General features: G+C 70.5%; 10 protein-coding genes and 3 tRNA genes. 9 read left to right on the top strand and 4 right to left on the bottom strand.

Features of this window, described 5'->3' with window-relative positions:
* Nucleotides 1-132: 132 nt before the first annotated feature.
* The 4 genes from KF823_02160 (at nucleotide 133) to KF823_02145 (ending at nucleotide 2,715) form a co-directional block, all read left to right on the top strand.
* Nucleotides 133-405 carry an HU family DNA-binding protein gene (locus KF823_02160; protein MBX3724702.1) on the top strand — a complete coding sequence of 91 codons (273 nt, stop codon included), beginning with the start codon at nucleotides 133-135 and terminating at the stop codon, nucleotides 403-405.
* 16 nt (nucleotides 406-421) lie between these two features.
* Nucleotides 422-496, top strand: a tRNA-Val gene (locus KF823_02155).
* An 83-nt stretch (nucleotides 497-579) separates the two neighbouring features.
* Nucleotides 580-656 (top strand) — tRNA-Asp (locus tag KF823_02150).
* Nucleotides 657-804: 148 nt separating this feature from the next.
* The gene (locus KF823_02145) at nucleotides 805-2,715 is read left to right on the top strand and encodes a SurA N-terminal domain-containing protein (GenBank protein MBX3724701.1); all 1,911 of its coding nucleotides are present in this window, start codon (nucleotides 805-807) and stop codon (nucleotides 2,713-2,715) included.
* Between the two features lie 346 nt (nucleotides 2,716-3,061).
* On the opposite strand, the gene KF823_02140 is transcribed toward KF823_02145, so the two are convergent.
* The 3 genes from KF823_02140 to gloB are packed head-to-tail and all read right to left on the bottom strand — an operon-like array spanning nucleotide 3,062 to nucleotide 6,119.
* Nucleotides 3,062-3,850 carry an enoyl-ACP reductase gene (locus tag KF823_02140; GenBank protein ID MBX3724700.1) on the bottom strand — a complete coding sequence of 263 codons (789 nt, stop codon included), beginning with the start codon at nucleotides 3,848-3,850 and terminating at the stop codon, nucleotides 3,062-3,064.
* A 60-nt stretch (nucleotides 3,851-3,910) separates the two neighbouring features.
* Nucleotides 3,911-5,353 carry a transglycosylase SLT domain-containing protein gene (locus tag KF823_02135; protein ID MBX3724699.1) on the bottom strand — a complete coding sequence of 481 codons (1,443 nt, stop codon included), beginning with the start codon at nucleotides 5,351-5,353 and terminating at the stop codon, nucleotides 3,911-3,913.
* The gene (gloB, locus tag KF823_02130; GenBank protein ID MBX3724698.1) at nucleotides 5,346-6,119 is read right to left on the bottom strand and encodes a hydroxyacylglutathione hydrolase; all 774 of its coding nucleotides are present in this window, start codon (nucleotides 6,117-6,119) and stop codon (nucleotides 5,346-5,348) included. Before gloB ends, KF823_02135 begins: the two co-directional genes overlap by 8 nt.
* Nucleotides 6,120-6,209: 90 nt before the next feature.
* Between gloB and KF823_02125 the strand changes: the two genes are divergently transcribed.
* The 3 genes from KF823_02125 to dnaQ are packed head-to-tail and all read left to right on the top strand — an operon-like array spanning nucleotide 6,210 to nucleotide 8,115.
* Nucleotides 6,210-6,926: a hypothetical protein gene (locus KF823_02125; GenBank protein ID MBX3724697.1), complete on the top strand. Its 717-nt coding sequence runs from the start codon at nucleotides 6,210-6,212 to the stop codon at nucleotides 6,924-6,926.
* Nucleotides 6,923-7,387, top strand: a complete 465-nt coding sequence (gene rnhA / locus KF823_02120) for a ribonuclease HI (protein MBX3724696.1) — start codon at nucleotides 6,923-6,925, stop codon at nucleotides 7,385-7,387. The genes KF823_02125 and rnhA overlap by 4 nt, the downstream gene beginning before the upstream one ends.
* Nucleotides 7,279-8,115 (top strand): DNA polymerase III subunit epsilon, encoded by an 837-nt coding sequence (gene dnaQ / locus KF823_02115; protein MBX3724695.1) that lies wholly within the window; start codon nucleotides 7,279-7,281, stop codon nucleotides 8,113-8,115. Before rnhA ends, dnaQ begins: the two co-directional genes overlap by 109 nt.
* A 73-nt stretch (nucleotides 8,116-8,188) precedes the next feature.
* Here dnaQ and KF823_02110 read toward each other — a convergent pair whose 3' ends face one another.
* Nucleotides 8,189-8,893, bottom strand: coding sequence for a serine/threonine-protein phosphatase (locus KF823_02110; protein ID MBX3724694.1), 705 nt, complete (start codon nucleotides 8,891-8,893; stop codon nucleotides 8,189-8,191).
* A gap of 161 nt (nucleotides 8,894-9,054) precedes the next feature.
* Here KF823_02110 and KF823_02105 point away from each other — a divergent pair.
* Together KF823_02105 and KF823_02100 are read left to right on the top strand one after the other, a co-directional pair.
* Nucleotides 9,055-9,144: transfer RNA gene (locus KF823_02105), tRNA-Ser, on the top strand.
* A 229-nt stretch (nucleotides 9,145-9,373) separates the two neighbouring features.
* A complete protein-coding gene (locus tag KF823_02100; protein MBX3724693.1) occupies nucleotides 9,374-11,002 on the top strand; it encodes a protein kinase in 1,629 nt (542 codons plus the stop codon).
* Nucleotides 11,003-11,016 lie beyond the last annotated feature (14 nt).

Below are 11,016 nucleotides of genomic sequence, written 5' to 3'. Positions count from 1 at the left end.
TATGGGCCGCTGGTATAAAAGCGCCACGGCAACGGAGCGTTCACCCCTGTTGCCCTGAGAGCGCCGGAAGGCCGAACCGCCCCGAGGCTCGAATCTTCGCAAGCTCGACTACGATAAGAACGGGAGTCTTGAATGAACAAGCAGGATCTGATCGCGGCAATCGCTGACGCCGCCGAACTCACCAAGGCGGACGCCGGCCGCGCCATCGACGCGATGGTCGAGGTCGTCAAGAAGGCGCTCAAGAAGGGCGACACCGTGTCCCTGGTGGGCTTCGGCACCTTCAGCGTGCGCAAGCGCGCCGCCCGCACCGGTCGCAATCCGCGCACCGGCCAGACCATCAAGATCAAGGCGTCGAAGTCGCCGGCGTTCAAGGCTGGCAAGGCCCTGAAGGATGCCGTAAACTGAGCGACCTGTCGCAGACGGGTGCTTAGCTCAGCGGTAGAGCGTCGCCCTTACAAGGCGAGGGTCGGGGGTTCGAAACCCTCAGCACCCACCACCGCGGCACGGCCCCTTGCTTGACGCGACGATTGGGTTACAATGCGCCCCCCGCCAGCCCAGGCGGACAGTCTCAAGAATTCAGGAGTGGTAGTTCAGTCGGTTAGAATATCGGCCTGTCACGCCGAGGGTCGCGGGTTCGAGTCCCGTCCACTCCGCCAATCCAGGGGGCGCCGAAAGGCGCCCCCTTTTTCTTTGCGGGCCCCGAGCCCGCGCGACGCCGGGACGCCCGGGCGGACGCATCGCGGCGTCGCCGGTGGCGCGCGCTGTGGCTACAATGGCGGTTTACCGAACGGCCGGACTATCCGCATGCTGCAATCGATCCGCAACAGGGCCACCAGCTGGTTCGCCCTGGCCATCCTTTTCCTCGCGCTGTTCTCGCTGACCTTCTTCGGCATCGGTGACTACTTCACCCGGAGCGTGGACACCTACGTGGCCAAGGTCGGCGACGAGGAGATCAGCGCCAACGATTATCGGGAACGCTTCCAGCGCTGGCGCGAGAGCATGCGCCAGCAGTTCGGACAGGGGCTCGACGCGTCGCTGCTCGACAATCCCGCGATGCGCCGCCAGGTGCTCGACAGGATGATCGACGAGGCCGTGCTGCGGCAGGCCTCCGAGCGGATCGGCCTGGTCGTCCCGAACGCGCGCCTGCGGGCTGAGATCGCCGACATCCCGGCGTTCCAGGTGGATGGAAGGTTCGACGAGCCGACCTACCTCGGGCTGCTCGCTGGCCAGCGCATGACCGCCACGACCTTCGAGCGCAACCTGCGCAGGGATATCGAGGCCAGGCAGCTTCCGATGGCGGTGATGGAGAGTGCGCTCGTGACGGACGCGGAGGTCGACGCCCGGCTCCGCCTGAGCGAGCAGACGCGCAGCTTCGCCGCGGTGAGGGTGAACCAGCCCGAGCGGGAGATCGACCAGGAAGTGACCGACGAGGAGCTCTCAAGCTGGTACGACGCGAACACCGCGGAGTTCATGCGCCCGGAGACCGTGACTGTCGAGTACCTGATCGTCGACCGGACCGCGCTGCCGCTGGCCGTCGAGCCCTCCGAGCAGGACCTGCGCGATCGCTACGAGGCTGAGCGGGCGCGGTTCGGTTCGCCCGAGGCTCGCCTGGTCTCCCATGTCCTGGTCCGGGCCGACGGTCCCGACGCGGACGCCCAGCGGGACGCGCTGGCCAGGGCGGAGTCGATCGCCGCGGAGGCGCGTGCCGAAGGCGCGGACTTTGCCGCCCTCGCGCGCCGCGACTCGACCGACCTTGGCTCCCGCGAGCAGGGTGGCGACCTTGGCTGGATCGAGCAGGGACTGACCGATCCCGCGTTCGAGGAGGCCGCCTTCGCGCTCGAGTCCGGCCAGGTGTCCGATCCTGTCCGCACCGAGGACGGCTTCCACGTCATCATGGTGCGCGAGATCAGGGCGGCGACGCAGAGGCCGTTCGAAGAGGTGCGCGAAGAGCTGGCGGCGGAATACCTGGAGAGCGAGCGGGAACGTCTGTACAACGAGCGCAGCGGCGAGCTGATCGACCTCGTGTACCAGGACCCCGGCTCGCTTCAGCCTGCCTCGGAGGCCCTGGGTCTGGCGACCATGACAGCGGGTCCTTTCAGCCGGCAGGCGGGCGAGGGCTTGTTCGCCAATCCGCGGGTCCGGGATGTGGCGTTTTCCGACGAGGTCTTGCTGGAGGGCAATGTCAGCGACCCGTTCGAGGCGTCGCCGGGCCAGATGGTGGCGCTGCGCGTGGTCGAGCACCAGCGCAGCGAGCCCCGGCCGCTGGCGGAGGTTGCCGACCAGGCGCGCGCGCGCATCCTCGAGGCCCGTCGCAGCGACGCGGTCCGCGCCAGGGCCGAGGCGTTGTTCGCCGAGCTCGAAGCCGGGACCCCGCTCGCCGACGTGGCTGAGCGGGCAGGGCTGGACCTGGAACTGGCTGAGGCCGCTGGCCGCAACGCCCTGGTTCCCGAGCCGGCGCTGGTGGCCCAGGTGTTCAGGCTGCCCCGTCCGGAGGAAGGTCGTGTGGTCCAGCGCCTGTTGCCTCTGGGCGATGGCCATGCGCTTGTCGAGCTGACCGGCGTCGTGGACGGCGATCCGGGTTCCGTGGAGGAGAGTCGCCGCACCCAGGCACGGTCGGAACTCGAGCAGTCCCGCGCCAATGCGGAGGCGATGGCGCTGATCGCGGGCCTTCGCGAGCGGACCCGTATCGTGGTGGTCGAAGAGCGGATGCAATGACCGGCGGAAGCTGACCGCAGCGTCCGCTTCGACGGCCTGTCGTCAGGCTGACGAACGGCCTGGCGCGCAGGTCATCCCTACGGAAGACGGCTGTCCGAAACGTCCTGCAGGACAAGCCGGTTCAATCGTCGGTTTCGTGGTGCGGGCGGGCGCGACGACCCGTCAGCGCGCCCGCGTCGCCGGACATGGCGTCCGGCGGCACCGGCGATGCCGAACTATGGCGGGGCGGAGTTTTCCGGCGAGTACGACCTGGCCCGCCGGCTTGCTGGCGGTCGCTGCGGGCTCGCGCCGATCGGCGCGGGACCCGCCTGCGTGGACCGCACGACCGTCCGTGCGGGCGTCGGGATCAGCCGTCGAGGCCGGCCATGGCCACCGTGCTGTACCCGGCGTCGACGTAGGTGATCTCTCCGGTGATGCCGGCCGCCAGGTCCGAACACAGGAAGGCCGCCGCGTTGCCGACGTCTTCGATGGTGACGTTGCGGCGCAGCGGCGTCACCTGCTGGACGTGGTCGAGCATTTTCCGGAAATTGCCGACGCCGGACGCGGCCAGGGTCTTGATCGGGCCTGCCGAAATCGCGTTGACGCGCGTGCCCTCGGGGCCGAGGTTGTATGCCAGGAAGCGTACGCAGGCTTCCAGGCTGGCCTTTGCCAGGCCCATCACGTTGTAGCTGGCCATTGCCCGGACTGCGCCCAGGTAGGTCAGCGTGAGGATCGAGCCGTTGCGCCCGGCCATGAGCGGTCGGGCGGCCTTCGCGAGCGCTGCCAGGCTGTAGCTGGAGATGTCGTGGGCGATTGCGAAGTTCTCGCGCGTCAACCCGTCGAGGAAACCGCCCTGGAGCGCCTCGCGCGGTGCGAAGCCGACCGAGTGGACCAGGCAGTCCAGGCCATCCCAGCGGGCGCCGAGTTCGGCCATGAGACTGTCGATCTGGGCGTCCTCGGCGACATCGCAGGGCAGCACCAGGCTCGAGCCGAACTCCCGCGCGGCGTCTTCGACGCGATCGCGCAGGCGCTCGTTCTGGTAGGTGAAGGCCAGCTCGGCACCCTCGCGGTGCATGGCCTCGGCGATGCCCCAGGCGATCGAACGCTGGCTGGCGATACCCACGACGAGGGCGCGCTTGCCGGAGAGAAAACCCATGGTGTCAGGACTCCTGGAGGGTGGCGATGTCGGTTCCGCGACGTGCGGGGTCGGCAGACCTCAGGGCGGTTGCAGCAGCAGCCGCTGCCCCGGCCGGATGCGTGAATGCTCGAGGCGATTGTATCGAAGCAGGTCGGCGACGGTGAGTCCGTGCCGGCGCGCGATCGACCAGAGGCTGTCGCCGGCGCGCACGACATGTACCGGGTCGTCCGCCACGGCGACGCCGCCGTCGCGATCTGCCGCGGCGGTCGCCAGCCGTTCCGGACCGGGCAGCCACAGGGAGCGGCCCGACGCCTGCGACTTCCCGTCGGCCATGTCGTTCAGCCGGGTGAGGACCTCCCACGGGACGCCGGCCGGCGCGCCGAGCGACTCCAGCCGTTCGCCATCGGCAAGCCGGCGCCGATGCCATTGCATGCGCGCGCGGGCCGGAATGCGTGCCAGCAGGTCCGGGACGGATTCGGCGCGGTCCTGCCTGACCAGCAGGGTGAACGGCTCCGCCGGCGGCGTCCGGCCGCGCAACATCCCTGCATTGACCTGCTCGAAGCGTTCCCGCGGCAGGCCGGAAAGCGCGCGTGCAAGTCCGCTGCCAGCGACGCCATCCAGCTCGACGCCGACAAGCCGGCGCTCAGGTTCGAGGCTGGGCAGGTCAAGATCGAAGCGTTCCGGATCCCGGACCAGGCATGCCAGCGCCAGCAATCGGGCGATATAGTCCATGGAGGCCGAAGGCAGCTCCAGCGGGGCCAGATCCGAGAACGCCGGTCCGGGAGGCGGGCGCCCGGTCAGCGCCCTGCGCACCCTGTACTCCCCGGCGTTGTAGGCGATCAGCGCCAACCGCCAATCGCCCTCGAAGCGCTCCAGGTACCGGTCGAAGAGCACGATGGCGCCAGCCGTGCTTGCGGCCAGGTTGAGGCGTCCATCGAACCATGGATCGATCCGCACGCCGGCGCTCCTGGCCGTGTCGGCGATCATCTGCCAGATTCCCGCCGGCCGCGCCTGGGGCGCAGGGTGCGGCCGGAAGTGGCTCTCGACGATGGGCAGCAGGGCCAGTTCGGTGGGCAGCCCGGAATCGGCGAACCGGCGGGCGGTCCAGTCCAGGGCCGGCAGCATCTGGTCGAGGGTCTGCGCGAACCGTCGCGGATGTCCTGCGTAGCGACGGGTCCAGGTCGCCGTTGCGGGTGCGTAGTCGCATCCGGGCAGGACGAAGCCCGCACGCAGGACCTCCCAGGTCGACGGCGCTGGCGGAGGGTTGGCCGGTCGGGAGGGGCGCGGTCTGCTCCGAGCCTCGGCCGCAGCAGGGACGGGCGCCTCGACGGCGTCCGCCATCGGTGCCGGCCCGGGCCGGGACAAGGCCGGCTCGACGTGCGCAGGCGCCTCGTCGGCGATCGGGGCAGGCCGGGTCGGACCCGGGGACTGGCAGGCCGACACCGCCAATCCCGCGAGCAGTGCCAGCGCCAGTCGGCCGGCGCGCCGGGCCTTTGCAGCCTGCGCGCCGCGCTCAGCCACGGAAGACGTCCTTCCACTGCCGCAAGGCGGCGAACGCCCGGGTTCGGTCGGCGTCGGGCGGTACACCGCGCACGGCTTCCAGGGTCCTCCTCGCGGCGGGCTGGTCGACGCGAAGAAAAGGGTTCACCCGCCGTTCGTCGCCAAGGGCACTGGGCAGGGAAGGGTGCCCGCGCGACCTGAGCGCCGCAACCCGTGCGATACGCTGCCGGATATCGGCGTTGTCCGGCTCGACAGCCTGGGCGAATGCCAGATTGGCGAGCGTGTACTCGTGGGCGCAGCAGACCCGCGTGTCGTCCGGCAAGGAAGACAGACGGTCGAGTGACGCCAGCATCTGCGCCGGCGTGCCTTCGAACAGGCGACCGCAGCCGGCGCTGAACAGGGTATCGCCGCAGAACAGCATGCCCTGGCCCGCATAGGCGACGTGACTCAGGGTATGGCCTGGAACGTGCACGACGCGGAACCTGGCGCCGATCAGGGGCAGCTCAACGACATCGCCATCGGCGACGGCCAGGTCGATGCCGGGGATCCGTGCGTCGACAGGGCCAAGCACGCGGACCTCGGGAAATGCGCGACGCAGGGCTTCGATGCCGCCGATATGGTCGCCATGGTGGTGGGTGACCAGGATATGCGACAGGTTCGCATCGAGTTCCCGGAGCCGGGCGATGACGGGGTCTGCCTCGCCCGGGTCGATCGCCACCGCATTACCACCGGCCACCAGGAGCCAGACGTAGTTGTCGTCCAGGATCGGCACCGCGTGCAACTGCATGGACGAGCCGGCGATCGATGGCATCGTTTCCGTGGGCGTCTCGGATCGGGCTGGCAAGGATAGCCGGGCTTGCGGGAGAATGACCGCCTGATGGCCCTCGACCACGCGCCGATCCCCCGTGACATCCACCGCGCCTGGCGACGCCAGCTACGCGAGGAGGATGCCTGGCTGCTGCGCCAGATCGCCGGACTCAGGCCGGTCCTGTGGCTGAGGCCGCATGCCCTGGGGCCTGCGGCGCGGCAGGGAATCCTTGCCCTCAAGGTCGGCCAGGACGGCATGCTGCGTGGCGCGCTGCGCAGCCAGGCGGGCGCCTGGCCGTGGGCGGACGGAACGGTCCCCGCGATCGTCCTCCAGCACGTGAACGAGGGCGGTGGCCACGGCGCCGCCCTGCTGGCCGAGGCGGCGCGCGTGCTCGCTCCCGAAGGTCGGCTATACGTACTGCGGTTCGACCATTTCAGCCCCTGGTACTGGCGCTACGGACGGCATGTGGGCAAGCGTGCCGGGGCGCCGGCGCTCGGACTGCCCATCGATCTGCGGCCAGCCAGGGCGCGCGGGCTGGCGCTCGAATTCCGGCACCATCTGGGTGCCCGGGGGGTTGGCGTCGCGGCCGGCCGACCGCCGCGACCGGCACGCGCCGAAGAGCGCTGGCCGTTCGCGGGTGTCTTCCGCGCTGCGCGAATCTGGGTGCTGCGCAAGCGCCGGAGCGGCACGGCGTCGCTGCGACCCCTGCGAACCGCACCAGCCCATCGCCCGGGCTATCGGCTGGCGGTGGCCCGGCGTCTGGGCAGCGGCGCAGGTCGGGCATGAACGCGATCGTCGAGGCCTTCACCGACGGCGCCTGCCTGGGCAACCCGGGACCCGGAGGCTGGGGAGCGCTTCTGCGCTGGAACGGACGCGAACGTGAGATTGCGGGAGGCGAACCGGACACCACCAACAACCGCATGGAGCTGCTTGCCGCGATCAGTGCGCTGGAGGCCCTGCAGCGACCGTCCAGCGTCCGCCTGTGCACGGACTCCCGCTACGTCGAGCAGGGCATCCGGGAGTGGCTGCCGCGCTGGCAGGCGAACGGCTGGCGCACAGCGGACCGCAAGCCGGTCAAGAACCAGGACCTCTGGCAGCGGCTGCACGCGGCAGCGGCGCCCCACAAGGTGGACTGGGTATGGGTGCGCGGCCATGCCGGTCACGTCGAGAACGAGCGCGTCGACCAGCTTGCCCGGCAGGCCGCGATGCGCTTCGCCGGCTCGCCGGTTCCGGGGGGCAGGGCGTGAGCAGCCGCCAAGTGGTGCTGGACACTGAAACGACCGGCCTTGAGGTCGCAAAAGGACACCGGATCACCGAGATCGGCTGCATTGAGCTATGCGACCGCAGGGTGACAGGACGCCGGTTCCACCGTTACGTCAATCCCGGTCGCGAACTCGATGCCGGTGCCATCGAGGTGACCGGACTGACCGCCGAGTTTCTTGCCGACAAACCGCCGTTCGCCGCGGTTGCGGAGGAGTTCCTTGCCTTCGTCAGCGGCGCGGAGCTGATCATCCACAATGCGGCCTTCGACGTCGGCTTCCTCGATCAGGAGCTGGCGCTTTGCGGCGCGCCGGTCCGGCGGCTCGCCGACTGCGCGACGATCACCGATACGCTGGCCATGGCGCGTGAGCGCTTTCCCGGCAAGCGAAACTCCCTCGATGCACTGTGCAGTCGCCTGGACATCGACAATCGACATCGGACCTTGCACGGCGCCTTGCTCGATGCCGAGTTGCTGGCCGAGGTCTGGCTGGCGATGACCAGCGGCCAGGCCGACCTCGGCCTGGCGACGGAGCCGCCCGAACGGACCCTGCAGCAACGGTCGCCGTCGTTGCCGCAGGCGGCTGGTCGTCGCAGGCCGCTCGTCCTGCTCGCCAGCGCCGAGGAGCGCGCGGCACATGAGGCGATGCTGGCGCGCCAGGCCCGGATCAGCGGCGGCGTGCTCTGGACCGCGACCGCGGTCGCACCGTCCGATTGAAAGCGGCCGGAGCAGGGGCGATCGACACGACCAACTCTTCGGTCCGCGCGACCTGGCGCGGTGCGATCCGGTCTCAACAGCGCTTGAGCACCACCACCGTGATGTTGTCGGAGCCGCCCGCATGCAGTGCGGCGTGGATGAGATGGTCGGCGGTCTCCTGGGGCCCGTAGCCCCTCGCGAAGATCCGTGCGATGGCGCTGTCGTCCACCTCTTCCGTCAGGCCGTCGCTGCACAGCAACAGCTGTTCGTCGGGACTCCAGGACTGCTCGACCGTGGCGATCTCGAGGGCGTCGGACTCCGTGACGCCCAGCGCCTGGGTGACGACGTTGCGCTGCGGATGTCGCCGGGCCTCGCCGGGCGTCAGGCTGCCCTGCCGGACGAGGTCCTGGACGTAGGAGTGGTCACTGGAAATCTGCCTGAGGTTTCCGCCATCCCAAAGGTAGATGCGGCTGTCACCGACCCAGGCCGCCTCGAAATGCCTGTCGTCGGCCCGGATGGCGGCGATCGTCGTGCCCATGGGCAACTCCTGGCCGACGCCCTGCATGCGCTGGTCGGCGATCCGGGCCGCGGCGATGCGGATCGCGTCGACCAGGCCCTCGCCCGAGCCGATCCTTGCCCGGATCGCATCGCGGGCCAGGGCGCTGGCGACCTCCCCGTTCGCGTGGCCGCCCATGCCGTCCGCCACCAGCCACAGGCCCAGCCCGGCGTCGGCCAGGTAGGTGTCTTCATTGTGCTGGCGTCTGCGCCCGACATGGCTGCCGTGGCCGAACTGGATCATCGTGGCCCTCCGCGTGCAGCGCAGGATGCCCGCGCCGGGCCCGGCACGCAAGCGGCCGCGCTTGTCCGCAGCGCCTCGTGTCGATAGAATGCGCCACCCGTGCAACGGCTGTCGCCCATGCCGTCGCACGCCGGTCCCAGGGTCCGGCGAAGGGTCCCACCGGAGAGGTGGCAGAGTGGTCGAATGTACCTGACTCGAAATCAGGCGTACGTGTAAGCGTACCGTGGGTTCGAATCCCACCCTCTCCGCCAGTTTGCGTTGTTCCAGACGATCCCGGCCCCGCGCCGGGATCGTCGTTTCGCAGGCGTCGCGCCGGTCCGCCGGGTTCCCGGAAGCGCACGCGCCTGGCCCGGTGCGCCGTTCAGCCAGCGCCGCACGCAGCGTCAGGAACGGGCGCCAGCCGGCCCCCGCCTGGCCCCGACCCTGGCCGATCCGGGCTAGCATGGACGCCCGTTCCGTCCAGCAGCCAGAGGGGCCTCAGTGCGCCCGGATCGTCCCGACATTGCCGGCTACCGGATCCTGCGCCGTCTGGGCCACGGCGGCATGTCGGAGATCTGGCTGGCCGAACAGGTGGCCCTGGCCCGCCCTGTCGCGGTAAAAGTCGTCAATCCGGGCGACGAGGGCGAAGAGCGCCTGGCGAGGTTCCGCCAGGAGGCGGCCATCGTGGCGCGCTTCGATCACCCCAACGTCGTCGGCATCCTCGAATTCGGCCAGACGGCCGATGGCCGGCTGTTCTTCTCGATGCCCTATGTGCCGGGCGGCACCCTGGCGCAGGCTGCCCTGTGCGGCGACGGGCCGCGCACGCGGCAGGTGCTGGTGCAGCTTCTCGACGCACTGGAGTACATCCACGCTCACGGCGTGGTGCACCGCGACGTCAAGCCGGAGAACGTGCTCTTCGACAGCGTCGGGCGGGCGCGTCTGGCCGATTTCGGCGTGTCGCGCAGCGTCTCGGCGGCCAGTCGACACACGCGCGCGGGCGAGACGCTCGGATCGATCCACTACATGAGCCCGGAGCAGGCACGGGGGGAACTGCCCGACGGCCGCAGCGACCTCTACAGCCTGGGCGCGATCGCATTCGAACTGCTGACCGGCGCGCCGCCGTTCCAGGGACCGGACGACATCAGCGTGGTGGTTGGCCACCTGCAGTCGCCCTTGCCGGAGTTGCCGGAGCAGCTCGGGCAGTGGCAGCGCTGGCTGGCGCGGGCGCTGGCAAAGCGGCCCGCCGACCGATTCCCCGATGCCGCAGCGATGCGCGATGCCCTCAACCGGGTTCCCGGTACACCCCGTCCGCCCTTGCTGTCGCCCAGGGCGCGCGAAGCGGTCCTGCGCGCCGGTCTCCCGGCACTGGCGGTGCTCGTACTTGGCGTGGCCTCGGGTTGGCTCTGGCTCGGCCGCGGCGAGGAGGGCGCCGCAGAGGGGCAGGCCGCGAGTCCAGAGGCCGCCCTGGTGCAGGCGGCGTCTTCGGTCGCGGCGCCTGGGCCGGCGCAGGCGGATGCGGCCACGCCCGGCGGGTTGGCGGGCGATCCGGGTGCCGGCGGTGACGGGAGGCGCGGGGGCGAGCGGTCGGGCCCGGACGGGGAGCCGGTTGCCGATGTGGCGCCTGGACAGGGGTCAGAACCGGGGAGCGATGCACCTGGACCGGTGCCAACTCCGGAACGGGCCGTCCTCGACGCACCGATGCACGACCCGCAGGGCCCGTCGGCACGTCCGCGGTCCCAGGTTCAGACCGGGCCGTCCCGGATGCCGGGAGCGGACACCGGCAGCGCGCGTCGTGTCGATGCGGACGGATCAGGAGCGCCCGGGGGCAGGGTGGCCGCACCGCCTCCTGCGTTGCCGCAGATCGGCGGTTTCGATCAGGTTCCCCCGATACCCCTGCTCCTGCTGAGCGGCACCCGGGAACAGCAGATCAGCCGACTGGAGGCCTGGCTCGACCATGGACGCCAGGTCATGGACGCCGATCGCAGCGCCGTCGCGCTCGCCCGTCGGGCAAGCGGCGACCGCCAGGAACGCGCCCGCCTGCAGGCCGGCCTTGACCATCGGCGCGCCAACTACGAGGACTGGCGGCGCCAGGTGCTGGCGTTGCGGCGACAGGTGGAGCGGCGCGGCTGAGTCGCCTGGGCGGC

It is taken from the genome of Lysobacterales bacterium, from assembly GCA_019634735.1.
In the GTDB taxonomy this organism is placed as follows: domain Bacteria; phylum Pseudomonadota; class Gammaproteobacteria; order Xanthomonadales; family UBA2363; genus Pseudofulvimonas.
Note: the sequence above shows the minus strand (reverse complement) of the source record. Positions and strands in the feature narration are given on the sequence as shown.